The organism is Martelella sp. K41-7, from assembly GCF_055808365.1.
This window is the reverse complement of the sequence record NZ_CM147867.1, coordinates 917,327-940,785: the sequence shown is the minus strand read 5'-3', so window position 1 is coordinate 940,785 and position 23,459 is coordinate 917,327. Positions and strand designations below refer to the sequence as shown.

The 23,459-nt window shown below is 59.0% G+C and carries 28 protein-coding genes and 3 pseudogenes; 13 read left to right on the top strand and 18 right to left on the bottom strand.

The window, feature by feature from the left end:
• Positions 1 to 189 precede the first annotated feature (189 nt).
• Complete coding sequence (gene gpt, locus AC0L7L_RS04450; RefSeq protein WP_272210508.1) at positions 190 to 687, top strand: xanthine phosphoribosyltransferase; 498 nt, start codon at positions 190 to 192, stop codon at positions 685 to 687.
• 83 nt (positions 688 to 770) lie between these two features.
• Here gpt and AC0L7L_RS04445 read toward each other — a convergent pair whose 3' ends face one another.
• The 3 genes from AC0L7L_RS04445 to AC0L7L_RS04435 form a co-directional block, all read right to left on the bottom strand.
• Positions 771 to 977 carry a hypothetical protein gene (locus AC0L7L_RS04445; protein ID WP_272210507.1) on the bottom strand — a complete coding sequence of 69 codons (207 nt, stop codon included), beginning with the start codon at positions 975 to 977 and terminating at the stop codon, positions 771 to 773.
• A gap of 75 nt (positions 978 to 1,052) precedes the next feature.
• Positions 1,053 to 2,366: a replication-associated recombination protein A gene (locus tag AC0L7L_RS04440; RefSeq protein WP_473512314.1), complete on the bottom strand. Its 1,314-nt coding sequence runs from the start codon at positions 2,364 to 2,366 to the stop codon at positions 1,053 to 1,055.
• Positions 2,363 to 3,787, bottom strand: a complete 1,425-nt coding sequence (locus AC0L7L_RS04435) for a Do family serine endopeptidase (protein ID WP_473512312.1) — start codon at positions 3,785 to 3,787, stop codon at positions 2,363 to 2,365. Before AC0L7L_RS04435 ends, AC0L7L_RS04440 begins: the two co-directional genes overlap by 4 nt.
• Positions 3,788 to 4,015: 228 nt before the next feature.
• On the opposite strand from AC0L7L_RS04435, the gene AC0L7L_RS04430 reads away from it, so the two are divergent.
• From AC0L7L_RS04430 to AC0L7L_RS04420, 3 genes are all read left to right on the top strand, one after another.
• Positions 4,016 to 4,402 (top strand): lysozyme inhibitor LprI family protein, encoded by a 387-nt coding sequence (locus AC0L7L_RS04430; protein WP_272210504.1) that lies wholly within the window; start codon positions 4,016 to 4,018, stop codon positions 4,400 to 4,402.
• Positions 4,403 to 4,540: 138 nt separating this feature from the next.
• Positions 4,541 to 4,975 (top strand): hypothetical protein, encoded by a 435-nt coding sequence (locus tag AC0L7L_RS04425; protein ID WP_272210503.1) that lies wholly within the window; start codon positions 4,541 to 4,543, stop codon positions 4,973 to 4,975.
• A 16-nt stretch (positions 4,976 to 4,991) separates the two neighbouring features.
• A complete protein-coding gene (locus tag AC0L7L_RS04420) occupies positions 4,992 to 5,300 on the top strand; it encodes a hypothetical protein (protein ID WP_272210502.1) in 309 nt (102 codons plus the stop codon).
• Positions 5,301 to 5,457: 157 nt separating this feature from the next.
• Here the strand turns inward: AC0L7L_RS04420 and ilvD are convergent, their stop codons facing one another.
• Positions 5,458 to 7,293: a dihydroxy-acid dehydratase gene (ilvD, locus tag AC0L7L_RS04415; RefSeq protein WP_473512308.1), complete on the bottom strand. Its 1,836-nt coding sequence runs from the start codon at positions 7,291 to 7,293 to the stop codon at positions 5,458 to 5,460.
• A 312-nt stretch (positions 7,294 to 7,605) separates the two neighbouring features.
• On the opposite strand from ilvD, the gene AC0L7L_RS04410 reads away from it, so the two are divergent.
• From AC0L7L_RS04410 to AC0L7L_RS04370, 9 genes and pseudogenes are all read left to right on the top strand, one after another.
• On the top strand, positions 7,606 to 7,866 hold the full coding sequence (locus AC0L7L_RS04410; RefSeq protein ID WP_473512306.1) for a PepSY domain-containing protein: 261 nt from the start codon (positions 7,606 to 7,608) through the stop codon (positions 7,864 to 7,866).
• 34 nt (positions 7,867 to 7,900) lie between these two features.
• Positions 7,901 to 8,506 carry a cytochrome b/b6 domain-containing protein gene (locus AC0L7L_RS04405; protein WP_473512304.1) on the top strand — a complete coding sequence of 202 codons (606 nt, stop codon included), beginning with the start codon at positions 7,901 to 7,903 and terminating at the stop codon, positions 8,504 to 8,506.
• Complete coding sequence (locus tag AC0L7L_RS04400) at positions 8,503 to 9,033, top strand: helix-turn-helix transcriptional regulator (protein WP_272210499.1); 531 nt, start codon at positions 8,503 to 8,505, stop codon at positions 9,031 to 9,033. Before AC0L7L_RS04405 ends, AC0L7L_RS04400 begins: the two co-directional genes overlap by 4 nt.
• Positions 9,034 to 9,183: 150 nt before the next feature.
• Complete coding sequence (gene msrP / locus AC0L7L_RS04395; protein WP_272210498.1) at positions 9,184 to 10,161, top strand: protein-methionine-sulfoxide reductase catalytic subunit MsrP; 978 nt, start codon at positions 9,184 to 9,186, stop codon at positions 10,159 to 10,161.
• A 27-nt stretch (positions 10,162 to 10,188) separates the two neighbouring features.
• Positions 10,189 to 10,836, top strand: a complete 648-nt coding sequence (gene msrQ / locus AC0L7L_RS04390) for a protein-methionine-sulfoxide reductase heme-binding subunit MsrQ (protein WP_473513772.1) — start codon at positions 10,189 to 10,191, stop codon at positions 10,834 to 10,836.
• A 106-nt stretch (positions 10,837 to 10,942) separates the two neighbouring features.
• Entirely contained in the window at positions 10,943 to 11,809 is an 867-nt protein-coding gene (locus tag AC0L7L_RS04385) for a DUF817 domain-containing protein (RefSeq protein WP_473512300.1), read from the top strand.
• Positions 11,810 to 12,009: 200 nt separating this feature from the next.
• Positions 12,010 to 12,885 (top strand): annotated as a pseudogene (locus AC0L7L_RS04380) (IS256 family transposase); the annotation flags it as partial.
• A gap of 53 nt (positions 12,886 to 12,938) precedes the next feature.
• Positions 12,939 to 14,162, top strand: coding sequence for an IS256 family transposase (locus tag AC0L7L_RS04375; RefSeq protein WP_473512296.1), 1,224 nt, complete (start codon positions 12,939 to 12,941; stop codon positions 14,160 to 14,162).
• A 38-nt stretch (positions 14,163 to 14,200) separates the two neighbouring features.
• A pseudogene (locus AC0L7L_RS04370) lies at positions 14,201 to 14,533 on the top strand (transposase); the annotation flags it as partial.
• Here the strand turns inward: AC0L7L_RS04370 and AC0L7L_RS04365 are convergent.
• From AC0L7L_RS04365 to rpsN, 14 genes and pseudogenes are all read right to left on the bottom strand, one after another.
• The gene (locus AC0L7L_RS04365) at positions 14,508 to 15,212 is read right to left on the bottom strand and encodes a hypothetical protein (RefSeq protein WP_272210497.1); all 705 of its coding nucleotides are present in this window, start codon (positions 15,210 to 15,212) and stop codon (positions 14,508 to 14,510) included. The pseudogene AC0L7L_RS04370 and the gene AC0L7L_RS04365 overlap by 26 nt on opposite strands.
• A gap of 81 nt (positions 15,213 to 15,293) precedes the next feature.
• Positions 15,294 to 15,737: a 50S ribosomal protein L17 gene (gene rplQ, locus AC0L7L_RS04360; RefSeq protein WP_272210496.1), complete on the bottom strand. Its 444-nt coding sequence runs from the start codon at positions 15,735 to 15,737 to the stop codon at positions 15,294 to 15,296.
• A 46-nt stretch (positions 15,738 to 15,783) separates the two neighbouring features.
• Complete coding sequence (locus AC0L7L_RS04355) at positions 15,784 to 16,794, bottom strand: DNA-directed RNA polymerase subunit alpha (RefSeq protein ID WP_473512292.1); 1,011 nt, start codon at positions 16,792 to 16,794, stop codon at positions 15,784 to 15,786.
• A gap of 97 nt (positions 16,795 to 16,891) precedes the next feature.
• A complete protein-coding gene (rpsK, locus tag AC0L7L_RS04350; protein WP_272210494.1) occupies positions 16,892 to 17,281 on the bottom strand; it encodes a 30S ribosomal protein S11 in 390 nt (129 codons plus the stop codon).
• Between the two features lie 141 nt (positions 17,282 to 17,422).
• Positions 17,423 to 17,791 (bottom strand): 30S ribosomal protein S13, encoded by a 369-nt coding sequence (rpsM, locus tag AC0L7L_RS04345; protein WP_272210493.1) that lies wholly within the window; start codon positions 17,789 to 17,791, stop codon positions 17,423 to 17,425.
• Positions 17,792 to 18,108: 317 nt separating this feature from the next.
• A complete protein-coding gene (locus AC0L7L_RS04340; protein WP_473512288.1) occupies positions 18,109 to 18,759 on the bottom strand; it encodes an adenylate kinase in 651 nt (216 codons plus the stop codon).
• Positions 18,756 to 20,093 (bottom strand): preprotein translocase subunit SecY, encoded by a 1,338-nt coding sequence (gene secY / locus AC0L7L_RS04335; protein WP_272210492.1) that lies wholly within the window; start codon positions 20,091 to 20,093, stop codon positions 18,756 to 18,758. Before secY ends, AC0L7L_RS04340 begins: the two co-directional genes overlap by 4 nt.
• Before the next feature lie 223 nt (positions 20,094 to 20,316).
• The gene (gene rplO / locus AC0L7L_RS04330; RefSeq protein WP_272210491.1) at positions 20,317 to 20,793 is read right to left on the bottom strand and encodes a 50S ribosomal protein L15; all 477 of its coding nucleotides are present in this window, start codon (positions 20,791 to 20,793) and stop codon (positions 20,317 to 20,319) included.
• 14 nt (positions 20,794 to 20,807) lie between these two features.
• Positions 20,808 to 21,008: a 50S ribosomal protein L30 gene (gene rpmD / locus AC0L7L_RS04325; RefSeq protein WP_272210490.1), complete on the bottom strand. Its 201-nt coding sequence runs from the start codon at positions 21,006 to 21,008 to the stop codon at positions 20,808 to 20,810.
• A 14-nt stretch (positions 21,009 to 21,022) separates the two neighbouring features.
• Positions 21,023 to 21,593 (bottom strand): annotated as a pseudogene (gene rpsE / locus AC0L7L_RS04320) (30S ribosomal protein S5).
• Between the two features lie 173 nt (positions 21,594 to 21,766).
• On the bottom strand, positions 21,767 to 22,129 hold the full coding sequence (rplR, locus tag AC0L7L_RS04315) for a 50S ribosomal protein L18 (protein WP_272210488.1): 363 nt from the start codon (positions 22,127 to 22,129) through the stop codon (positions 21,767 to 21,769).
• A 12-nt stretch (positions 22,130 to 22,141) separates the two neighbouring features.
• Positions 22,142 to 22,675 (bottom strand): 50S ribosomal protein L6, encoded by a 534-nt coding sequence (gene rplF, locus AC0L7L_RS04310; RefSeq protein WP_272210487.1) that lies wholly within the window; start codon positions 22,673 to 22,675, stop codon positions 22,142 to 22,144.
• A gap of 41 nt (positions 22,676 to 22,716) precedes the next feature.
• Positions 22,717 to 23,115 carry a 30S ribosomal protein S8 gene (gene rpsH / locus AC0L7L_RS04305; protein WP_272210486.1) on the bottom strand — a complete coding sequence of 133 codons (399 nt, stop codon included), beginning with the start codon at positions 23,113 to 23,115 and terminating at the stop codon, positions 22,717 to 22,719.
• 11 nt (positions 23,116 to 23,126) lie between these two features.
• On the bottom strand, positions 23,127 to 23,432 hold the full coding sequence (rpsN, locus tag AC0L7L_RS04300) for a 30S ribosomal protein S14 (protein ID WP_272210485.1): 306 nt from the start codon (positions 23,430 to 23,432) through the stop codon (positions 23,127 to 23,129).
• Between the last annotated feature and the right edge of the window lie 27 nt (positions 23,433 to 23,459).

Below are 23,459 nucleotides of genomic sequence, written 5' to 3'. Positions count from 1 at the left end.
CCTGACGCCCCGCCCTGCTTGCCTTTTGACGGTGAATGGGGCTAATAGCGATGCCCAACGGCAGAGCGTCATCTGTCTCGGGCATTGCTTGTCCAGAAAACAAGCGCCGGGGCGGGTTCGCATGCCACAGACCGGAGGGTTTTGACCGCCGGCAAAATCATTCTGCGTCAGCGTGCCCCGGAGCCAAACATGTCCCTTCCCGAAAAAGCCTTTCCCGTTACGTGGGATCAGTTTCACCGCGATGCCCGCGCACTGGCCTGGCGCCTCGCTGGCCTCGAACAGACCTTCACCGCAATCGTCTGCGTGACCCGCGGCGGGCTGGTCCCGGCGGCCGTGATCTCGCGGGAGCTTGAAATCCGCCTGATCGAGACGGTCTGCATCGCCAGCTATCACGACTACTCCAGCCAGGGCCAAACCCAGCTTTTGAAGGGCATTTCCGAGGAACTGATCAAAACCGCCGGTGAAGGCGTGCTGATCATCGACGACCTGACAGATACCGGCAATACCGCGCGGGAAGTGCGTGAGATGCTGCCGAAAGCCCATTTTGCCTGCGTCTATGCCAAGCCCAAGGGCGTGCCGACCGTCGATACATTCGTCACCGAGGTCAGCCAGGACACCTGGATCTATTTCCCCTGGGACATGGGCTTCACCTATCAGGAGCCAATCAAGAAGGGTCCGGCGCAATAAGCACGCGCTGATTTTCGGATCGAAAACAACAAACGCCCGGCCGGCTTCCCTTCCGGTCGGGCGTTTGCGTCACGCGGCAGGGGCTACCGCTTGCGGAGACGCGGTCGCGTGGCGGGCGCGAGATAATGCGTGAGGACGGGGCCGGCGACCCAGGCGATCAACAGAATCACTGGCAGCAGGAAGGCACGGGCGTCGTAAAGCGGTGGCACGATGAGGATCACCGAAACGACCGCGGCTGCACCGATAGCAATGATAAGATAAGCAAGAACACGTGCGGGCAGGTTATCCATTGCAGTTTTCCCTTCTTGTTGCATGGTAAACGCAACCTGAAGAGAAGAGTTCCCGGGGGACCCGCCGAAAAGGCCTCAGCTGTTGTTGCGATCGCGCCGCAACTTGTCCCACCATTGCAGACGCTTGTTGATTTCGCGTTCGAAACCACGTTCGGGCGGGCGATAGAATTGCTGCCTGCCCATCTCGGTGGGAAAATAATCCTGTCCGGAAAAGGCGTCGGGCTCGTCGTGGTCATAGCGATAACCGGCGTTGTAGCCCTCATCCTTCATCAGCTTGGTCGGCGCGTTGAGGATATGCTTGGGCGGCAGCAACGAACCATGGTTTTTCGCCGCGCGCATCGCCGCCTTGAAGGCGGTATAGACGCCGTTGGACTTCGGCGCGGTGGCCAGATAGACGCAGGCCTCAGCCAGCGCCAGTTCGCCCTCGGGTGAGCCGAGAAAGTCATAGGCATCCTTGGCGGCATTGGCGATAACAAGCGCCTGCGGATCGGCGAGGCCGATATCCTCGCTCGCCATGCGCACCAGACGTCGCCCCAGAAACAGTGGGTCCTCGCCGGCATCGAACATGCGGGCGAGATAATAAAGCGCCGCATCCGGGTCCGAGCCGCGCACCGATTTGTGCAACGCCGAGATCAGATTGTAGTGGCCGTCCTGCCCCTTGTCATAAATCGGCGCGCGGCGCTGGACGATATTCATCAGGCTTTGCGGATCCAGACGTTCGTCCTCGCGCGCAGAACGCCAGATCTCTTCGGCCAGCGTCAGGATCGCGCGGCCATCGCCGTCGGCCATCATCACCAGTGTTTCGCGCGCGGCATCATCCAGCGGCAGCGCCCTGCCCTCGGTCTCTTCGGCGCGCTTCATCAGTTCCGTCAGGCTTTCGCCATCATGCGAGCGGAAGGTCAGCACCCGCGCGCGCGACAGAAGAGCCGCATTGAGTTCGAAGGACGGGTTTTCGGTCGTCGCCCCGACAAGAATGATGGTGCCATCTTCCATGACGGGCAGAAAACTGTCCTGCTGGGCGCGGTTGAAGCGGTGTATCTCGTCGACGAACAGCAGCGTCTGGCGCCCGTTCATGCGCCGGGCGCGGGCCGATTCGAACACTTTCTTGAGGTCAGCCACGCCGGAAAAGATGGCCGAGATCTGCTCGAAGGCGAGATTGGCCTCGCCGGACAACAACCGCGCCACAGTGGTCTTGCCTGTGCCCGGAGGCCCCCAAAATACCATCGATCCAAGAGAACCGGAGCCGATCATCCGCGTCAACGCACCATCGGGGCCGGTCAGATGCGGTTGACCGGTGACCTCGGCAAGCGATTTTGGCCGCAACCGATCGGCAAGCGGCCGCTTGTTTTCGATGTCTTCGGGGACGTGCGGGGCAAACAGGTCGGTCATCTGAGTATCTGGTTTATCATCCTGCCGCCGCGATTGACGGAAAAGCGCCACTGGACGGGGGTGTGTCCGGCCTCGCCTTCAAGCGTCCGTGTCGTGTCGATTGCCTCGCCATTGACGGAAACGATCACATCGCCTTTCGCAAAGCCGATACGTGCGGCAGGCGTGCCTTGTTCGATATCGCTCACCACCACTCCATCACTGATGCCGGAAAGGCGCAACTCCTCAGACACACGTGGCGAAATGTTTTCCACCGTCAGACCGGAGAATGGAGAAGCACCGTCGATCACGCGCGTGTCGCGCGGTGGATCTTCCGGCGCAAGCTGCAAGGGCAGTGCCACGTGGGCAATCTCACCATTCCGCTCGACGGTCAGGTCGGCGCTATTGCCGATACCGGCGACCGTCAGCCGGTAGAGCAGAGCATCGGGGTGTTCGACCGGAATATCATTGACGGCAATGATCACAGAGCCTGGTTCGAGCCCCGCCTTTTCCGCCGGACTGTTCGGCCGTATGGCCGAGATGATGGCTCCGCGCGCCGCCTTGAGCCCCAGCGCCTCAGCAATATCCGAGCTGACCGGACCGAAGGACGCCCCGACATAGGGTCGCTGGAAACTGGCATCCCCGTTTTCAGCCGCCGCCAGAAACACTTTCACCATATTCGCAGGAATCGCGAAACCGACGCCATTCGACCCGCCGCCGGAGGAAAAGATCGCCGTGTTGATGCCGATCAGCTCACCATTCATGCTCAACAGCGCGCCGCCGGAATTGCCGGGGTTGATCGCTGCATCGGTCTGTAGAAAAAAGCCGAATTCGCCATCATTGACGGAATTGCGCGCCCGACCCGAAATGATGCCGCTGGTCACCGTCTGGCCGACCGCAAACGGATTGCCGATGGCAAGCGAAAGGTCGCCGACCTCGACCGCATCGGAATTGCCGATCGGCACGGTCGGGAATTCCTCGTCGGCGTCAATTTTCAACACCGCGAGATCGTAACGATCATCCTTCAACAGCACCGTGCTGGAAAATTCGCGTCCGTCGGAAAGCGCCACCCGAACATCATCTGCCCCGGCGATGACGTGGTTATTGGTGATCACCATGCCGTTGCCGGTGACGATCACGCCGGATCCGAGCGAGGTTTGCCGCTCGGAGCGACCCGGCATCTGCTCGCCGAAGAACCGGCTGAAGAACGGATCGGAAAACAAGGGCGACATCCGCCGCTGCACCATGCGCTCGGCATAGACATTGACGACGGCGGGCGCGGTTTCCTTGACCAGCGGCGCAAAGGACAGCATCACTTGTGCCTGTCCTTGTGGCACTTCCCGCTCGGCCAGAGCCTGGCTGCCGCCGCAAAGCGCCAGAGAAAGCGAAAGCGCGCCTGCAACGGCAAAGCGCTTCGATTTCAGCCCCCCGGCGCGGCACTGCACCGGCTCCGGCAGCAAAACTCATCGGCTCTTTCATCATGTCCATTGCCATTCAGAATTCCTTCATGTGTAACGACATAGCCTTTTGGAAGTCCCGGCGATAGAGATGCTTACGCCGGAGGCATGATGCAAGGCTAGAAAGGCTGTTTGGCCAAAGCATGAAATTGCCGCAATTCCGGCTGCACTTTTCAAAACATCTGGCATGCGCCAGTTTCACAAGAGGAGATCGCAATGCCCCGCAAAACCTATCTCGCCTTCGGCAGCCTGCCGGCAACGATGGCACTGGCCCTGACGCTTTCCATGTCCGCCCCCTTCGGCGGCGCCAACGAGGCCAGAGCAGCCAGCTTCGACTGCTCGGCTTCCGGCCTGACCCCGAACGAGAAGACCATCTGCGCCAACCTCACGCTCAATGATGACGATGTAAAGATGGCGACCATGTACACCATGCTCAAGGGCCTCTTCGCCATGGGCGTTTCCGGCAATATGGCCGACGACCAGAAGGCATGGCTGAAGCAGCGCGAGGCCTGCGGTACCGACGTCTCCTGCATCGAAAAGGCCTATCAGGTTCGGATTGGTCAGTTGCAGAAGCTCTATGACGGGATCGACAAGCCTATTTGAGTGTTACCGTATCCAGAGCCACCGCTTTTCAACAGTGATGCAAGCGATCTAGCCATTTCGATTCGCCACACTATTTTTACGGAAAACGAGCAGTTGCCTCAAGGTGATCGGGAGAACCGCTCTGCTAGAAACCGAGCCATGCTTCGACAAACGAAACGATGCCTGACTGTCCTTCTCCTCGCTGCACTTGCGAGTGCAGAAGGCTGCGCGCGAATCCCCGCAGCCGATGTCGACTTTCTTGAGCAGCGGATTCCCGTCGGCAGACAGTCTTCCACAGCCCGTCTCGACCTGGAGAAACGAGGCTTCAGTCAGAGAGAGCTTATTGGTACAACCGATTATAGCTATAACGCTGCAAAGAAGCGGGCTGAAGAGCGGACGGTGGGGCTGCAGGAACTTGCTCGGCAAAATATCGGGTTTGTCGATCTGAAAGGCGAACCTGAAGGGCAGCTCTCCTGCTTCTCCAAAGAGTACAGCGTATTCCTTGGCAGCGGATGGCGACTGATCTGCTGGACCGTCAACGAAGACAACCTAATCACCTGGAGACAGGCGGGCTGGGTGGGCGTAGGCTTGTGACGCTTTTGCCCAGACCATGCTTGAAAACTACCTTGATGCCGGAGGCACCGTATGCGATGTCTTCAAAACGCGAATTCCGCCGGAAAGGCGTTCCTCGGGTGCCAAGCTGAAAAAGCTCAGCCTTGTCGACAGAATCTTCCTTTCTCGCCGCAAGGTCGCGAAAGTGTCGCGAATTGCCGATCACATCACGCTTTACCACATTGTTTCTGATGACTTTCGCTTTGTTGTCAAATTTCGTTACGCCGGCAATGTGCAATACCACAAGTTGACCGACCAAGAGGCACGAACACTCGTCAATGCACTTTCTGAGAGCGATGGGCCCTAAAACTTTTGCCGAGTGTCAATGCGCCAGACTTGCCACGACATGTGCCGTGAGCTTGCCTCATTCGAGCGCGCGTAATTAGCCTCATAGCATCCAGACACAAAAAAGGCGCGGCCCTCAGGGACCGCGCCTTCTGCATCCGTAAACCCAATACCCTCGCCTATTCCGGCAGGATGCGCACAGCGCCCCTATCGGCGCTGGCGGCGAAGGCGGCGTAGGCCTTGAGCGCGGTCGTCACCTTGCGGCGGCGGGGGTGCTCCGGCTTCCAGCCCTTTTCGTCCTGCGCGCTGCGCCGGGCTTCAAGCTCGGCGGGCGAGATGCGCAGATCGATCGTCCGGCCGGGGATGTCGATATCGATCATGTCGCCCTGACGCACGAGGCCGATCGTGCCGCCCTGGGCTGCTTCGGGCGAAGCATGGCCGATGGAAAGGCCGGATGTGCCGCCTGAAAAGCGTCCATCAGTGATCAGTGCGCAATCCTTGCCGAGGCCCTTCGACTTCAGATAGCTGGTCGGATACAGCATTTCCTGCATGCCCGGCCCGCCCTTCGGCCCTTCGTAGCGGATGACGACAACATCGCCGGCCTTGACCTCGTTGGAGAGGATGCCCTTGACCGCCGCATCCTGGCTTTCGAAGACCACAGCGGGGCCGGAGAATTTCAGAATGCTCTCGTCAACGCCAGCGGTCTTCACGATGCAGCCGTCGAGCGCGATATTGCCCTTGAGAACGGCAAGACCGCCATCCTTGGAGAACGGATGCTCGGCATTGCGGATCGCACCGGAAACCCGGTCGAGATCGAGCTCGGACCAGCGGCGCTCCTGCGAGAATGCCTGCTGTGACGGGACGCCACCCGGGGCGGCCATGAAGAAGTTGCGCACGCTTTCGGAATTGGTGCGCACGATATCCCATTGGTCGATAGCGTCGCCCAACGTCGCCGAATGCACGGTCGGACTATCGCGCTTGATCAACCCGGCCCGGTCCAGCTCGCCGAGGATCGCCATGATGCCGCCGGCGCGGTGGACGTCTTCCATGTGAACGTCGTTCTTCGCCGGCGCAACCTTGCACAGGCACGGCACGTAGCGCGACAGCCTGTCGATATCGTCCATGGTGAAGTCAAGTTCCGCCTCATGGGCGGCGGCCAGAATATGCAGCACGGTATTGGTCGAGCCACCCATGGCGATATCGAGTGTCATGGCGTTTTCAAACGCCGCCTTGCTGGCAATATTGCGCGGCAGCGTCGTCTCGTCATCCTGCTCGTAATAGCGGCGGGCGAGATCGACGATCCGGTGGCCAGCTTCCTCGAACAGGCGGCGGCGGTCTGCGTGGGTCGCAAGCGTCGAGCCATTGCCCGGCAGCGACAGGCCGAGGGCTTCCGTCAGACAGTTCATCGAATTGGCGGTGAACATGCCGGAGCAGGACCCGCAGGTCGGGCAGGCCGAGCGCTCGATCGACTGGACGTCGCTGTCGGAATACTTGTCATCGGCGGCGGCGACCATGGCGTCAACCAGATCCAGCGCCTGTTCCTTGCCGTTCAGCACCACCTTGCCGGCCTCCATCGGGCCGCCGGAAACGAAAACGGTGGGGACGTTGAGGCGCAGCGACGCCATCAGCATGCCGGGGGTGATCTTGTCGCAATTGGAGATGCAGACCATCGCATCGGCGCAGTGGGCATTGACCATGTATTCGACGCTGTCGGCAATGATCTCGCGCGACGGCAGCGAATAGAGCATGCCGTCATGGCCCATGGCGATGCCGTCGTCGACGGCAATGGTGTTGAATTCCTTGGCAACGCCACCGGCCGCCTCGATCTCGCGGGCGACAAGCTGGCCGAGGTCTTTCAAATGCACGTGACCGGGCACGAACTGCGTGAAAGAATTGACGACGGCGATAATCGGCTTGCCGAAATCGCCATCCTTCATGCCGGTTGCGCGCCAGAGACCGCGCGCGCCGGCCATGTTGCGTCCGTGTGTCGTCGTTCTGGAACGATAGGCAGGCATGGGTGCTTCCTTTCTTAAATCAGGCGTTCACAGCACATATGACCTATCCGGTCCTCCTCAATGTGCTCCTGCGCCTCACGCAGGTATCGCCGCTTGTGGTGGTGGTATCCCATATAGGCCGGGCTGTCACTATCGGTTAGCGGCAAAACGGTACTCTCCGGTACGGTTACTCCAAAAACCGGAGACCGCCCCATAAGCAATTGCTTACGCGCACCCAGATCAGCCATAAGCAGATGGACGGCTGTGCTTCAAGGCAGCAGATGGGGGCGTTGCGCTCCACATGCGGAGCGTCGTACCAACAGAGGAATTACCATGATCCGTTCACTGATGCTTGCGGCCTCGCTCATTGCCGCCCCCGTCACCGCATTCGCAATGCCCGCCATCGGCGATATCGTCGGCACCACTCCTACGGATGCCGCTACAGCTCTGCAAAAGGCCGGTTGCAACCTCAAGGGCTTTGAGGCCGAGGCTGGCATGATCGAGGCAAAGTGCTACGATGAAAACAATGTGATGCACGAAGTCTATATCAGCCCGAAGACCGGCGCGATCGTCAAAATTTCCGGAAAAGACTGACATGTCGAGGACTGGACAAGCAGGGAAAGGGGCAATGATTGCCCCGCCCAACCCGTGGGACCCGATTGTGCGCCTCAGTCACTGGTTGATTGCCGCCGCAGTCATCATCAACGGTCTGATTTCAGAGCCGGGCGGAGCCATCCACATCTGGATCGGCTGGATCGCGATGGCTGTGCTGATCATTCGTCTTGTCTGGGGGTTCATTGGCCCGAAGGAAGCCCGGTTTGCCGCCTTCCTCCCGGATCCGCGTGCAGCGGCATCGCATCTTTTCTCGCTGCTGCGTGGCAAGCCAAAAGAATACCCCTCGCACAACCCGGCCGGTGCGATGATGGTCTATGCGCTCTGGGCCTGCCTTGCCGCGGTGATCGCGACGGGACTGATCATGACGGACGCCAAAACCCCGATCGCTATCGCAAAGGAGCGCGCTGCGGTCGAACAGGGTGACTGGTCTGTGCTTGTGACGGATGGCGATTCTGATAGCGAGGCATCCTCAGAGAGCGATGTCGTGAAAGCAGTGCATGAAACGGCGGCCAATCTCATGCTAATATTGGCGCTCATTCATGTCGCAGGTGTTGCGGCAGAAAGCTACGCGCTCAGGAGAAATCTTGTCCGCCCGATGATCAAGGGTCCAACCCGTTGACGAGACTTCAGAAAACAACACGGCAAGGGCGGTCACAGACGATCGCCCTTGCGATCTTCATGCTTCTTCAGAGCGTAGCAGCGCTTTTCTTCGTTGCCGATGCTGTTCGCGACCTTGTCTCCGGTCCAGCGGGCGCTGAGTCGATTATCGAGGCGTTGACGGCATTCGTTCTCGTGTTCGGCATATTTATGGCTGGCTGGCAGTTGCGGCTGACGCTGGAACGCATGGCTGCGCAAGGCCGCGCGCTCGATATCGCCAGCGGCGATTTCGTTCGTATCATCGAAACACAATTTGATGTCTGGGGCCTGACGGCGGCAGAGCGGGAAGTCGGCATGCTCGCACTGAAGGGCATGGACATGTCGGAAATCGCCAACCTGCGCGGATCGGCCCAAGGCACGGTGCGCGCTCAGATGGCCCGGATTTATGCCAAGGCCGGGGTTTCGGGCCGCGCCCAGTTTGCCGCATGGTTTGTCGAAGAGCTTCTGGGAGAAGGCATCTCGCACGCCGGGTCTGACGAAAAAGAATGATTGAGACCTGACGGCTGACGCGGCAGGCAGATCGCGCGCCCCTCACGCCCCGAACACAAAAACGTGGTCTCGAAGTTTCTTGTGCAAGCTGAAACTATCGGCGATGTTCCAACGTAATAGTTCATAATGAGCATTACGGGAGACATTTCGATGTCCGCTTACAAGCCGCCCCATATACCTGCATCCGAGATCACACCGGAACATCTTTATCTGAAACGTCGCACGCTTCTGGCTGCGGGCCTTGCCGCCGGCGCCACTTTTGCGACGGGCTTTGGCCAGGCCAGCGCAGCCGCGCTCTCGCAGGGTGAGGACCTGAAGACCGTTCCCGGCCCTTTCCCCAAGCCCGCGCGCGCCGAGACCGGCTTCGAGGACATCACCCACTACAACAATTTCTACGAATTCGGCACAGGCAAGGCTGATCCGTTCAAGAATTCGGAAAACTTCCAGCCCTATCCCTGGACCTTCGAAATCGGCGGCATGGTGCAAAAGCCGCAGACTGTCGATATCGAAACACTGATGACGAAGTTTCCGCTGGAAGACCGCGTCTATCGCATGCGATGCGTGGAAGCGTGGTCGATGGTCATTCCATGGGTCGGCATTCCGCTAAAATCGATCATCGATATGGCGGAACCGACCGGCGCGGCAAAATATGTTGCCTTCGAGGGCGTGGTGCGGCCGGAGCAAATGCCCGGCCAGAGCGGTTTCGGTCAACCCATGCCGTGGCCCTATGTCGAGGGCTTGCGTCTCGACGAGGCCAACCACCCGCTCACCATCATCTCTGTCGGGCTTTACGGCAAGACGCTGCTGAACCAGTCGGGCGCGCCGATGCGCCTGGTCGTGCCGTGGAAATACGGCTTCAAGGGCATCAAATCGATCACCAGGATCACGCTCACAGACAAACAGCCGCCCAATAGCTGGAACCTGCTGCAGCCGAGCGAATATGGCTTTTACGCCAATGTGAACCCGAATGTGCCGCATCCACGCTGGAGCCAGGCGACGGAACGTGTGATTGGCGAAGGCGGCGGGCTTTTCGGCGGCGGCAAGCGGATCGACACGCAGATCTTCAATGGTTATGGCGACGAGGTCGCGAGCCTCTATGCCGGCATGGACCTTGCGAAGAATTACTGACCCGGTGGCGCAAAACATGGCCCAGAAATCTGCAAAAAAACAGGCGCCGCCCGGTGGCGGCCGGCTTCCGTCTGGGCGCTCTATATCGTGGGGCTTTTGCCCGCGCTCTGGTATTTCTGGCTCGGCGCGACCAACAATCTCGGTGTCGATCCGGTCAAGACCTTCGAGCACCTGCTCGGCATATGGGCACTGCGGTTCATCCTGCTGACACTCTGCGTGACGCCACTGAGAGATCTCGCCGATATCAACCTGCTGCGCTATCGCCGCGCCCTTGGCCTGCTCGGCTTCTATTACGTCTCGTTCCACTTCCTGGTCTATTTGGTGCTCGACCAGCAGATGAATATTTCCGTCGTGGTGCAGGACGTTATCAAGCGCCCCTTCATCACCTTCGGCATGATCGCGCTTGTGCTTCTGATCCCGCTGGCGCTCACCTCCAACAACTGGGCGATCCGCACGCTGAAGCAAAACTGGTATCGGCTTCACAAGCTGGTTTATGTGATTGCGGCCCTTGGCACGCTGCATTTCGCCATGGGCCGCAAGGTGATCGGCCCGGAAATCATGTTCTATATCGCCGTTTGCGTCGCTCTCCTCGGCTATCGCCTCATCCGGCCAAAGCTGATGGAGCGCAAGCGCGCGAAGAAAAGGGCAGCTCGGCTGCAGGCGGGCGCCAGATAGCGAGGCGCCGGAGCCGGACAACCGCGCCACAATACATCCATACCGAGCCTCAATATCGCCATTACTCTGCGTCAGTTTCCGCGCACTCAACAGAATGCGCGGGGACATGACCGATTTGGCGGCAGGCAGAAGCACGTGGGCACCCGATCGGTGGCTAACCGACATTGCGCCCGATCCGGCGCTCAGGGGGCTTCGCCGCTTCTGCGTGGAGTTCCTGTTCTTCGGCTTCAAGGAGGCCCGCGCCTGCCTGTTTGCGGGGCTTTTCTTCATCGCGATCTTTGCCGCGCCGCGCGAAGGACTTGCCGGCATTCCCCGCTACGATCTGCTTTTAATCATCGCGCTTGTCATCCAGCTTGCGATGATCCGGTTCGGGCTGGAGACGATGGACGAGTTCAAGGCGATCTGCCTGTTCCACGTCGTCGGCTTTGCGCTCGAGGCGTTCAAGACATCGGGGGCGATTCAGTCCTGGGCCTATCCGGATTTCGCCTATACCAAGCTTCTCGGCGTGCCGCTTTTCTCCGGCTTCATGTATGCCGCCGTCGGCAGCTATATCATTCAGGCCTGGCGCCTATTCGACCTTCGCATCATACACCACCCGCCCTACTGGATGGCGACGCTCGTGGCGCTGGCGATCTATCTCAACTTCTTCACCCACCACTATATCGGCGACTATCGTTGGTATATCGCAGCTTTGGCGATCGGTCTTTATGCCCGCACCACCGTGATCTTCCGCCCCTATGACCGCGATCTCAAGATGCCGATGTTGCTCGCCTTCGTGCTGATCGGCTTCTTCATCTGGCTCGCTGAAAACATCTCGACCTTCTTCTCGGTCTGGCAGTATCCGGACCAGCTCGGCGCATGGTCGACCGTGCATATCGGCAAATGGAGCTCATGGTCCCTGCTCGTCATCATGACCTTCACCATCGTGGCCTCGCTGAAGCATGTGCGGGCGACGATTGATGTGCCGCGTTAGCTTTGCCCTTTGTGTAGCGTAACCCGAAATGCTGACCATTTCTGACAAAACGCTGACAGACCGTCTGTTATCACGGAGTCAGGGTTCAGGACAAAGAACGTCCGATCGTGTCCCTGCATGTGGTGTAGTTGGATCGGTGGTCACCAGTGTTTTCCGCTAGGGTCGGGTTGTCAAAGACCAACCTGATGGAAAGACCACCGATGACCGACGATATGATGAACCTGCGCTCACTGATTGAGAAGAGCGCCGATGCCGATTTGCTCCGCGAGATGATCGGCTTTGCCGCCGAGAAGCTGATGGCGCTGGAAGTGAGCGCGAAGACCGGCGCGGGCTATGGCGAGAAGAACGCGTTCCGGCATGCCCAGCGCAACGGCTACCGCGACCGGGACTGGGAGACGCGAGCAGGGACGGTGGAGCTTCGCATTCCGAAGCTTCGCACCGGCAGCTATTTCCCGAGCTTCCTCGAACCACGGCGCATGGCCGAGAAGGCACTGACGGCGGTGATCCAGGAGGCCTATATCCAGGGCGTCTCGACCCGATCCGTCGATGATCTGGTGAAGGCCATGGGCATGTCTGGCATCTCCAAGAGCCAGGTCTCCCGACTTTGCGAGGAGATCGACGACAAGGTGAAGGCCTTTCTCGAAAGGCCTATTGAAGGAGAATGGCCCTACCTCTGGATTGATGCCACCTACATGAAGGTCCGGCGCGGCGGGCGGATCGTCTCCGTCGCCGTCATCATTGCCGTCGGCGTCAACACCGACGGCCGGCGCGAAGTGCTCGGCATGGAGGTTGGCACATCCGAGGCGGAGCCGATCTGGACGGAATTCCTGCGCAAGCTGACAAGGCGGGGTCTGCGCGGCGTCAAGCTGGTCGTCTCCGATGCCCACGAGGGCATCAAGGCAGCCGTGTCGAAGGTGCTTTGCGCCACCTGGCAGAGGTGCCGGGTCCATTTCATGCGCAATGCGCTCGCCCATGCCGGGAAGAACGGGCGGCGGGTCGTCTCCGCCTTCATCGCCACCGCCTTTGCACAGGACACGCCGGAGGCGGCGAGCACCCAGTGGCGCAATGTTGGGGACTGTCCTGATTTTTGTGCTCTGGCGTGGTAACTGCTCTTTGAGGAGACCCACGTATGAGCATCGACAAAGAACTCCTGGACCGCCTGATGCAAGGGCGCTCGCCCGGTGACCTTTTCGGCAAGGATGGTATTCTGTCCGAACTGACGAAAGCACTGGCCGAACGTGCCCTGAGCACCGAGATTGACGTCCATCTCGACGAAGAGCGGGCTGAGGCTGTGCCCGAAGGCCATAACGAGCCGGCAAACCGCCGCAATGGCAGCAGCAGCAAGACGGTGACCACCGACAGCGGCAAGGTGGTCCTCGACATCCCACGCGACCGCAACGGCACCTTCGATCCGGTGCTGATCGCCAAATACCAGCGCCGCTTTCCCGATTTCGACCGCAAGATCATCTCGATGTATGCCCGGGGCATGACGACCCGGGAGATCCAGGGGCATATCGAGGAAATCTACGGCGTGGAGGCGTCCCCCGGCCTGATTTCCGCCATCACCGATAGCGTGATGGATGAGGTCACGGCATGGCAGAACCGGCCTCTGGAGCCCTGCTATCCGATCGTCTTCATGGACGCGATCCGGGTCAATATCCGCAGCGACGGCGCGGTCTCCAACAAGGCGGTGTTCGTGGCGCTGGCGATCCTTCCGGACGGCACGCGCGACGTGCTGGGCCTGTGGTTCCAGGCCAATGAAGGCGCCAAATTCTGGGCCAGCGTGCTTTCCGATCTGCGCAACCGGGGTGTTCAGGACATTCTGATCGCCGTGGTCGACGGCCTCAAGGGCTTTCCGCAGGCCATCGAGGCAGCCTTCCCGAGGACGCAGGTTCAGACCTGCATTGTCCATCTCCTGCGCCATTCCATGAATTTCGCCAGCTACAAGGACCGCAAGGCCGTCGCCAAGGCGCTCAAGACGGTCTACACCGCCGTGAATATCGAGGCGGCGGAAGAAGCGCTGGCAACTTTCGAGGACAGTGACCTTGCCAGGCGCTATCCGGCGATCGCGCCAAGCTGGCGGCGGGCCTGGAACGAGGTCATCCCGTTTCTCGACTATCCGCCCGAGGTGCGCAGGCTGATCTACACCACGAATTCCATTGAGGCGCTGAACTCGAAAATCCGGCGCGCCGTCAGAACGCGCGGACACTTCCCGAGCGATGAGGCTGCGGCCAAGTTGATCTATCTGGCCCTCAATGCTACCTCAACCGAGTGGAAGCGTTCAGTGCGAGAATGGCACGCCGTCAAAAGCCAGCTCGCAATCATGTTCGAAGAACGTTTCCCTATGTCCTGAAACAACGCCAGGGCACAAAATTCTAGACAGTCTCCAATGTTGCCGACCAGATCAGGCCGAACGTGCCGAAACTCGCCACGCTCATGGACAGCGCCGAACAGGACGTGCTCGCCTATATGACCTTTCCCAGGCAGCATTGGGCCAAGCTTCACTCGACAAACCCGATCGAACGCCTGAACGGCGAGATCAAGCGCCGCACCGAGGTCGTCGGCATTTTCCCCAACGATGACGCCATCGTCAGACTGGTCGGCGCGCTACTCCTCGAACAAAACGACGAGTGGGCCGTCCAGCGGTCCCGCTACATGACCCTTGAGACCATCGCCACAATGAGCGATGATCCGCTCATCAGCCTGCCCGCTGCGGCAAGCTGATCCGTTCCCAGCCCTGTCCGGAAGGCATGGCGAACGCCGAAGCTACACCACGCTGCGGGACACGATCCAACGTCCGGCAACTATACTTCCTGGCGCGCACAGCAACCGCCGGCACCCTAAATTGGGAAAGCCAGAAGTCGACCTCCCTATCATGCCCGCCCTTGAAGCGGCTATTGTGATGATAGATAACAGCACACCGACCTTGCGCCAAATCCACTACCTCTGAAAGTGGGATACGCTTGCCGAAATCAAGGGATCTTCTTCGGTGGCCGCTATCGTAGACAATACCGTTGTCCGGATCAGCAAACACCACGTCACATCCATCAATAGTAGAAAGCAACTGGAGAAACCACTGCTTTCGCCAACTCGATCTATCTGATGCTGGCATAGTCGATGTATCCAAAGCGCGATCGAACACGATACTATCTTGGACAACAGGGACGAGCGAATCGATTGAGCGCGCACCGCGAACCACGCGACGCAAATGCTGGAACAGCTCTGGATCGAACTTCTCCCATAGTTCGGGCCTATCCAGATAGGCTATATGCCTGCCGTCGCCGCCCCGGGTTTCATCTGGATAGCGGTACCAAGCAATTCCCAACTTCTTATCCGCTGAAATAGCTCGCAGCAGACCAAACTTTATATAGTCACCGACGTCCCCGGCATAACGATCCTGCATCGTCGCTTTTCCTAATAATGAACTCGGTTGAATATAGAAAAAGCCGGGCGCTTTCGCACCCGGCTCTCAATTCAGTCCACTTCAGTCAGAAGACCTTAAGCGGCTTCCATTTCCGAGATCGGCTTCTGCGGCCACGCGGGCCTTGTCTTCGGCGCCCTTGGCGTTCACGTCGCGGTCAACGAATTCGATGACGGCGAGAGCCGCGTTGTCGCCGTAGCGGAAGCCGGCACGCATGATGCGCGTATAGCCACCGTTGCGGTCTGCGTAACGCGAAGCAATAACGTCAAACAGCTTCTTGACGGCTTCGACATCCTTGACCTGCGAGATCGCCTGACGGCGCGCATGCAGATCACCGCGCTTGCCGAGGGTGACAAGCTTTTCGACGATCGGGCGAATTTCCTTCGCCTTCGGCACAGTGGTAACAATCTGCTCATGGATGATGAGCGAGACAGCCATGTTTGCAAACATCGCCTTGCGATGGCTTGCCGTTCTGTTCAGCTTGCGGCCTGCAATTTTATGGCGCATTGCTATTCTCCTTCACTTGCAGGCAACAAGCCCGCAGTATGAGTGGTTAGTACTGATCCTCGTACCGCTTGGCGAGGTCCTCGATATTTTCCGGCGGCCAGGCCGGCACTTCCATGCCAAGATGCAGGCCCATCGAGGCCAGCACTTCCTTGATCTCGTTCAGCGACTTCCGACCGAAATTCGGCGTACGCAGCATTTCGGCTTCGGTCTTCTGGATAAGATCGCCGATATAGACGATGTTGTCGTTCTTCAGGCAGTTGGCCGAACGGACGGAAAGTTCCAGCTCGTCGACCTTCTTGAGAAGGGCCGGGTTGAAGGCGAGTTCGGTGACATCGTCTTCTTCCGTATCCTTCTGCGGTTCCTCGAAGTTGACGAAAACGCCAAGCTGGTCCTGAAGAATACGGGCCGCAAAGGCAACAGCGTCTTCACCAGAGACCGAACCATCCGACTCGATCGTCATCAAGAGCTTGTCATAGTCGAGAACCTGACCCTCACGGGTGTTTTCGACCTTGTAGGACACCTTGCGAATCGGCGAGTACAGGCTGTCGACCGGAATGAGGCCGATCGGCGCGTCTTCCGAGCGGTTACGCTCGGCAGGCACGTAGCCCTTGCCGTTGTTGACCGTGAACTCCATGCGGATTTCCGCAGCTTCATCCAGCGTGCAGATAACGAGGCCCGGGTTAAGAATCTCGATATCGCCAACGGTCTGGATATCGCCTGCAGTCACCACGCCGGGGCCCTGCTTGCGGACAACCATGCGCTTGGCTTCATCGCCTTCCATGCGGATGGCGATTTCCTTGATGTTCAAAACGATGTCGGTGACATCCTCACGAACACCTGGGATCGACGAGAACTCGTGCAGCACGCCGTCGATCTGAACGGCGGTGACAGCAGCGCCACGCAGCGACGACAGAAGAACGCGCCGCAGCGCATTGCCGAGCGTCAGACCGAAGCCGCGTTCCAGCGGTTCAGCAACGAGCGTGACCTTCTTGGCCCCGCTGGAAGTGAACTCCACCTTCGACGGCTTGATCAGTTCCTGCCAGTTTTTCTGTATCATGTTTCTACCTTTCGTTCGCCGCACTATCCAATCGTGACGGCCGAGCTTCGTAGAACCGGAGCTTCACACGGAAACGCCGGAGCAAATTGACAGCTGATTAAACGCGACGCTTCTTGCGCGGGCGGCAACCATTGTGCGGGATCGGCGTAACGTCGCGGATCGACGTGATGACGAAACCAGCAGCCTGGAGCGCGCGCAGAGCCGACTCGCGACCCGAACCGGGACCGCAGACTTCGACTTCAAGCGACTTCATGCCATGTTCCTGAGCCTTCTTGGCGCAGTCTTCAGCAGCGATCTGGGCAGCAAACGGGGTCGACTTACGCGAACCCTTGAAGCCCTGGGCACCGGCAGACGACCAGGCAATGGCGTTGCCTTGTGCATCTGTGATGGTGATCATCGTGTTGTTGAACGACGAGTTGACGTGGGCAACGCCCGACGAAATATTCTTGCGCTCTTTACGACGAACGCGTGTGGCTTCTCTGGCCATGATCTTCCTTCCGTTGATCTCTTCACCGCCGTAGTCCCAGCGGCTCCACCGACGAGGCCCCGGTTAAAACCGACACCCTGTCATTCACGCAGAAAGCCGGCGTAAACCGCCGGCTCTGTCCGGATTGGATATAATCCGAAATTACTTCTTCTTGCCTGCAATCGCCTTTGCCGGGCCCTTGCGGGTACGGGCATTGGTGTGCGTGCGCTGACCGTGAACCGGAAGGCCACGACGGTGACGCAGGCCACGGTAGCAACCAAGGTCCATCAGACGCTTGATATTCATCGAGTTCTCACGACGCAGGTCGCCTTCGACCATGTAGTCGCGGTCGATCTTTTCACGAACCTGCAGAACTTCCGCGTCCGTCATCTCATGCACCCGGCGTTCTGCCGGAATGGATGCGGCTTCACAGATTTCCTGTGCGAATTTCGGTCCAATCCCGTGAATATACTGCAGCGCGATTACTACGCGCTTGGCAGTCGGGATGTTGACGCCAGCAATACGAGCCACGCCGATTCTCCTTAGCAATTATCATGGGCAGTTTGCCTAAGTCTGGCACTTGCCGGTTTCTAGCAGACGGACACGCCGCCTCAAATAGCTCTGCTGCAACAAAATTCCGTGGCAAAACCGGTCCCGTTCGAAATCAAAAAGGACTTTGACAGTCTTGCCAAGTGTCGCGAGTTGGAGCGCTCATAGCGGAAACAGCGCCTCAATGCAACTATTTCCTTAATTTTTGTGACAGCCGGAAGCCGCATGCCCGGACGTCAGTTCGCGTTTTCAACACCGGCCCCGCCCCCTTCAAACATCGGGGATACGGCACGGCAAAATCAGATCTTTGCCAGAACCTTCTCGATACTGGCCGTCACGGTGTCCATATCAGACATACCGTCAACCGAGGAAAGCGTACCCTTGGCATAGTAGTAGCCAATCAGCGGCGCAGTTTCCTTGTAATAGGCCTTCAGGCGCTTTTCGACAGTCTCACGGTTGTCATCCGGACGACGCTTGAATTCGGTCGATCCGCACTTGTCGCAAACGCCATCCGCCTTCGGCTTGTGGAAGTCGTCGTGATAGCCCGTGCCACACTTGGCGCAGCTGTAGCGGCCAGCGATTCGCTCTGCCAGCGTCTCGTCATCAACCTTGATCTCGATCACGGCATCGAGTTCGATACCCTTGGTCGAAAGCATTTTCTCGGTAGCATCTGCCTGCACCAGCGTGCGCGGGAAACCATCGAGGATGAAGCCATCCTTACAGTCGTCCTGATCGATCCGTTCGGAAACGATTGCAATCACGATGTCGTCGGAAACCAGTCCTCCGGCATCCATGACAGCCTTGGCCTTCTTGCCAACCTCGGTTTCAGCAGCGACCGCTGCCCGGAGCATGTCTCCGGTCGAGAGCTGCGGAATGCCATGATTGGCTACAATACGCTGCGCCTGCGTCCCCTTGCCGGCGCCGGGCGGTCCCAGAAGTATCAGTCTCATCGTCCCCTCTTGCCTCCCCGCAATTTCGATTTCTTGATCAGCCCTTCATACTGCTGGGCGATCAGATGTCCCTGGATCTGCGATACGGTATCCAGCGTCACACTAACGATAATGAGCAGCGAGGTGCCACCGAGCGCCAGCGAAACACCGGTGCGCGACACCAGGATCTCAGGCAGGATGCACACGAACACCAGATAGATCGCACCGACGACGGTAATGCGAGTCAGAACATAGTCTATGTACTCGGCCGTGCGCTCTCCCGGACGGATGCCCGGAATGAAGCCGCCATGGCGCTTCAGATTGTCCGCCGTTTCCTTCGGGTTGAAGACGATGGCGGTGTAGAAGAATGCAAAGAACGCAATCAGGGCACCATAGGCGACCATGTAAAGCGCCTGACCGTGACCCAGAGCCGCGATAACGCCCGTGGCCCAGCCCGGAAGCTCATTCGACGAAAAGCCCGCCAGTGTCGCCGGCAGCAGCAGCAGCGAGGACGCAAAGATCGCCGGGATCACACCGGAGGTGTTGAGCTTCAGCGGCAGGTGCGAAGTGTCGCCCTGGAACATGCGGTTACCGACCTGGCGCTTCGGATACTGGATCAGAAGCCGGCGCTGCGCCCGCTCTACGAAGACGATCAAAGCGAAAATGGCAATGACGACCACCAAAATGCCGACGGCAACGAATGCCGAGATCGAACCGACGCGGGAGAGTTCAAGCAGATTTCCGACGGCTGAAGGAAGACCGGCCACGATCCCCGAGAAGATGATAAGCGAAATACCATTGCCGATGCCGCGCGAGGTGATCTGTTCGCCGAGCCACATCAGAAACATCGTACCGCCAACCAGCGTGACGACGGTCGACATGATAAAGAACCAGCCTGGATTGGTGACCAGATTGCTGCTCGACTGCAGGCCGATGGCAATACCGTAAGCCTGTGCGGTGGCGAGCACGACCGTGCCGTAACGGGTGTACTGGTTGATGATCTTGCGGCCCTGTTCGCCCTCCTTCTTCAGCGCTTCAAGCGACGGCACCACCGCCGTCATGAGCTGCACGATAATGGAGGCCGAGATGTAGGGCATAATCCCCAGCGCAAAAATCGCCATGCGCTGCACCGCGCCGCCGGAGAACATGTTGAACATGCCGAGGATCCCCTCGGACTGCCCCTGGAAGGCCTGCGCATAGGCATCAAGGTTGATGCCGGGCAGCGGAATATGCGTGCCGAGCCGGTAGACCAGAAGCGCCATCAGGGTAAACCAGATGCGCTTCTTCAGATCCGTCGCTTTCGCGAAGGTCGAGAAATTGAGATTGGATGCGAGTTGTTCCGCTGCAGAAGCCATGCGTATCTCCGCGTCGCCGCACGGCCACCACAAAGGCGCCCGATGCGATTAAATGCCAAATCGCTGGGGTCGACATGCAGCCCTTTACGGGCGCTCGGCAGCCTTCGCGATAAACCACCCGCCGGGCACGAACAAACGGGCCGGCCGGTGGTCGAGGCACATATGGAAGAAAAAACGCCCGGTGTGAAGCACTCCGGGCGATCATTTTTCGAATCTACGCTAATTACTCAGCGTTCTTGGCTTTGGTCTGCACGGTTATGGAGCCGCCAGCCTTTTCAATCTTCTCGATTGCCGACTTGGAAGCGCCAGCAACCTCAAGAGTGAGCTTTGCCTTGAGTTCGCCGTCGGACAAGACGCGAACGCCATCCTTAACGCGACGAATCACGCCAGCTTCCTTGAGCACTTCAGCCGTTACCGTCTTCTTGGCGTCGATCTTCTTGGCATCGACAGCAGCCTGAAGGCGGCCAAGCGATACTTCAGCGAAGTCCTTCGCGAAGATGTTGGTAAAACCACGCTTCGGCAGACGACGGTAGATTGGCATCTGACCGCCTTCGAAGCCGTTGATAGCAACGCCCGAACGCGACTTCTGACCCTTAACGCCCCGGCCGCCGGTCTTGCCGGTGCCCGAACCGATACCACGGCCTACGCGCTTCTTAGCGTGAGTTGCGCCTTCGTGGTCTTTGATTTCGTTCAGTTTCATAGTGTTCTCCCGTCTCACTTCTCGTCGACGACGCGCACGAGATGGGCGACCTTGTTGATCATGCCGCGCACTGCAGGCGTGTCTTCCAGGGTACGGACGCGATGCATCTTGTTGAGGCCGAGGCCGATCAGCGTCTGACGCTGTGAGGCTGGACGGCGGATCGGCGAACCGGTCTGCTCAACGGTGACAGTCTTCTTGGTGCTTGCTTTGGCCATTGATGCTGCTCCCATCACTCGTCGGTGATTGCGCCGGCGGCTTCGCGACGGGCCTGCAGCGTGGCGTATTTCAGGCCGCGCTGGGCCGCGATGTCCTTCGGATGGACCTGGTTCTTCAGGGCATCAAAAGTGGCGCGAACCATGTTGTAGGGGTTGGACGAGGCCGGTCGACTTGGCAACGACATCAGCAACACCCAGCGTTTCGAAAACGGCACGCATCGGACCACCGGCAATGATACCGGTACCGGCCTTGGCAGTGCGCATCAAAACCTTGCCCGCGCCGTGGCGGCCCTTGACGTCGTGATGCAGCGTACGGCCGTCGCGCAACGGCACGAAGATCATCTCGCGCTTGGCAGCTTCGGTCGCCTTGCGGATGGCTTCCGGCACTTCGCGCGCCTTGCCATGGCCGAAGCCAACGCGGCCCTTGCCGTCACCAACGACGACCAGTGCTGCGAAACCCATGCGTCGACCGCCCTTGACGGTCTTTGCAACGCGGTTGATAGCAACGAGCTTGTCAACGAATTCGCTGTCGCGCTCATCCCTGTTGTGGCGATCGTCGCGCGATCCCCTTCTATCCTGTGCCATTGTCCTGTTCCTTTTTCTTTTCCGGGTGCAATCGGCATATGCAAAAGCCGCTTCTGCCATTTCTGACAGGTTGGCGGCCGGTGAAGGGCACAAGGCGACTTGATTCTAAGGGAACAGTATCGCCTTGGCCGAATTTCAGGAGCGCCCTCTTAACAAGGGCGCTCAAAGCTTCATCAGAAGCTCAGGCCACCTTCCCGGGCGCCGTCGGCGAGAGCCTTGACACGACCGTGAAAGATGAATGCGCCGCGATCAAACACGACTTCCTTGACACCTGCCTTGGTGGCACGCTCAGCGACGAGCTTGCCAACGGCTTCAGCTGCTTCACGGTCTGCACCGGTCTTCAGCGAAGTCTTCAGCGAAGCATCGAGCGACGAAGCGGCTGCCAGCGTGCGGCCTGCCGTATCGTCGATGATCTGAGCATAGATGTTCTTCGACGAACGGTGAACCGACAGACGCGGACGACCGTTTGCCACTTTCTTGACCTGGCGGCGCACGCGGGTGGCGCGGCGTGCAATGGTTTGTTTCCTGCTAGCCATAACGCGTGATCCTTACTTCTTCTTGCCTTCCTTGCGGACGATACGTTCTTCCGCGTATTTCACGCCCTTACCCTTGTAGGGTTCGGGACCGCGATATTCGCGAATGTTCGCAGCGACCTGGCCGACAACCTGCTTGTCGATGCCGGTAACGGTGATTTCCGTCGGCTTCGGGCAGGTAATGGTGATGCCTTCCGGCGGCTGATAAACAACTTCGTGGCTGAAGCCGAGCGACAGCTGCAGGTTCTTGCCCTGCATGGCCGCGCGGTAACCAACGCCGTTGATTTCGAGCTTACGCTCGTAACCGCTGGTAACACCGTTGATGATGTTTTCGACCATGGTGCGCGACATGCCCCACTTGGAGCGTGCGTCCTTGGACTGGTTAACCGGGGTAACAACGACACCGTTGTCCTCGAGCTTAAGGCTGACTTCGTCATTGGCGACGAAAGTGAGCTCGCCCTTGGGGCCCTTGGCTGTGATTTTCTGGCCTTCTACGGTCGCAGTTACACCAGCGGGAACCTGAACGGGCTTTTTACCGATACGAGACATTTTATCTACCTGTCTGTTTCGTTAGGAGGGTCGACCCGGTCTTAGAAGACCGAGCAGAGAACCTCACCACCAACATTCTGTTCGCGTGCCTGGTGATCAGCCATCACACCCTTGGGGGTGGAAAGGATCGTGATACCAAGACCATTTGCGATCTGCGGAATGGACTTGACCGAGACATAAACCCGGCGGCCCGGCTTGGAAACGCGGGCGATCTCACGGATCACCGAGGCGTTTTCATAGTACTTCAGCTCGATTTCGATCTCGGACTTGCCGTTTTCGAACTCGGACTGTGTATAACCGCGGATGTAACCTTCAGCCTGCAGCACGTCCAGAACATGGGCACGCAGCTTCGAAGCCGGCGTGGTCACGGAGGACTTGCGGCGCGAGGCACCGTTGCGGATACGGGTGAGCATATCGCCCAGGGGATCAGACATTGCCATTGGACGCCTCCTTACCAGCTCGACTTGACGATACCCGGCACCTTGCCGGTATTGCCAAGGTCACGAAGTGCGATACGGGACATGCCCAGCTTGCGATAATACGCACGCGGGCGACCAGATACTTCGCAGCGGTTACGGATACGCGTCTTGGAACCATCGCGCGGCATGTCCGCCAGCTTCAGGGAAGCGCGGAACCGATCTTCGATCGGCAGCTTCTGATCCTTGATGATCGCTTTCAGCTCGGCACGCTTTCCGGCGTCCCGGGCGACCGTCTTGCGGCGGCGCTTGTTCTTTTCGACTGCGCTTACTTTCGCCATGTCGTTTTCCTTTTCTACGCTCGTCGT

Excerpts from the sequence above, each read along its gene's own strand:
- rplF (WP_272210487.1), bottom strand. The coding sequence starts at position 22,675 with ATGTCTCGTATCGGTAAAAAGCCCGTTCAGGTTCCCGCTGGTGTAACT.
- AC0L7L_RS04355 (WP_473512292.1), bottom strand. The coding sequence starts at position 16,794 with ATGATACAGAAAAACTGGCAGGAACTGATCAAGCCGTCGAAGGTGGAG.
- AC0L7L_RS04365 (WP_272210497.1), bottom strand. The coding sequence starts at position 15,212 with ATGCAGGATCGTTATGCCGGGGACGTCGGTGACTATATAAAGTTTGGT.
- rpsH (WP_272210486.1), bottom strand. The coding sequence starts at position 23,115 with ATGGCAATGTCTGATCCCCTGGGCGATATGCTCACCCGTATCCGCAAC.
- AC0L7L_RS04375 (WP_473512296.1), top strand. The coding sequence starts at position 12,939 with ATGAGCATCGACAAAGAACTCCTGGACCGCCTGATGCAAGGGCGCTCG.
- AC0L7L_RS04405 (WP_473512304.1), top strand. The coding sequence starts at position 7,901 with ATGATTGCCCCGCCCAACCCGTGGGACCCGATTGTGCGCCTCAGTCAC.
- rplQ (WP_272210496.1), bottom strand. The coding sequence starts at position 15,737 with ATGCGCCATAAAATTGCAGGCCGCAAGCTGAACAGAACGGCAAGCCAT.
- msrP (WP_272210498.1), top strand. The coding sequence starts at position 9,184 with ATGTCCGCTTACAAGCCGCCCCATATACCTGCATCCGAGATCACACCG.
- rplR (WP_272210488.1), bottom strand. The coding sequence starts at position 22,129 with ATGGCTAGCAGGAAACAAACCATTGCACGCCGCGCCACCCGCGTGCGC.
- AC0L7L_RS04385 (WP_473512300.1), top strand. The coding sequence starts at position 10,943 with ATGACCGATTTGGCGGCAGGCAGAAGCACGTGGGCACCCGATCGGTGG.
- AC0L7L_RS04430 (WP_272210504.1), top strand. The coding sequence starts at position 4,016 with ATGCCCCGCAAAACCTATCTCGCCTTCGGCAGCCTGCCGGCAACGATG.
- rpsK (WP_272210494.1), bottom strand. The coding sequence starts at position 17,281 with ATGGCCAGAGAAGCCACACGCGTTCGTCGTAAAGAGCGCAAGAATATT.
- gpt (WP_272210508.1), top strand. The coding sequence starts at position 190 with ATGTCCCTTCCCGAAAAAGCCTTTCCCGTTACGTGGGATCAGTTTCAC.
- rpsN (WP_272210485.1), bottom strand. The coding sequence starts at position 23,432 with ATGGCGAAAGTAAGCGCAGTCGAAAAGAACAAGCGCCGCCGCAAGACG.
- ilvD (WP_473512308.1), bottom strand. The coding sequence starts at position 7,293 with ATGCCTGCCTATCGTTCCAGAACGACGACACACGGACGCAACATGGCC.
- AC0L7L_RS04440 (WP_473512314.1), bottom strand. The coding sequence starts at position 2,366 with ATGACCGACCTGTTTGCCCCGCACGTCCCCGAAGACATCGAAAACAAG.
- AC0L7L_RS04445 (WP_272210507.1), bottom strand. The coding sequence starts at position 977 with ATGGATAACCTGCCCGCACGTGTTCTTGCTTATCTTATCATTGCTATC.
- secY (WP_272210492.1), bottom strand. The coding sequence starts at position 20,093 with ATGGCTTCTGCAGCGGAACAACTCGCATCCAATCTCAATTTCTCGACC.
- AC0L7L_RS04420 (WP_272210502.1), top strand. The coding sequence starts at position 4,992 with ATGCTTGAAAACTACCTTGATGCCGGAGGCACCGTATGCGATGTCTTC.
- rpmD (WP_272210490.1), bottom strand. The coding sequence starts at position 21,008 with ATGGCCAAAGCAAGCACCAAGAAGACTGTCACCGTTGAGCAGACCGGT.
- rplO (WP_272210491.1), bottom strand. The coding sequence starts at position 20,793 with ATGAAACTGAACGAAATCAAAGACCACGAAGGCGCAACTCACGCTAAG.
- AC0L7L_RS04340 (WP_473512288.1), bottom strand. The coding sequence starts at position 18,759 with ATGAGACTGATACTTCTGGGACCGCCCGGCGCCGGCAAGGGGACGCAG.
- AC0L7L_RS04410 (WP_473512306.1), top strand. The coding sequence starts at position 7,606 with ATGATCCGTTCACTGATGCTTGCGGCCTCGCTCATTGCCGCCCCCGTC.
- AC0L7L_RS04425 (WP_272210503.1), top strand. The coding sequence starts at position 4,541 with ATGCTTCGACAAACGAAACGATGCCTGACTGTCCTTCTCCTCGCTGCA.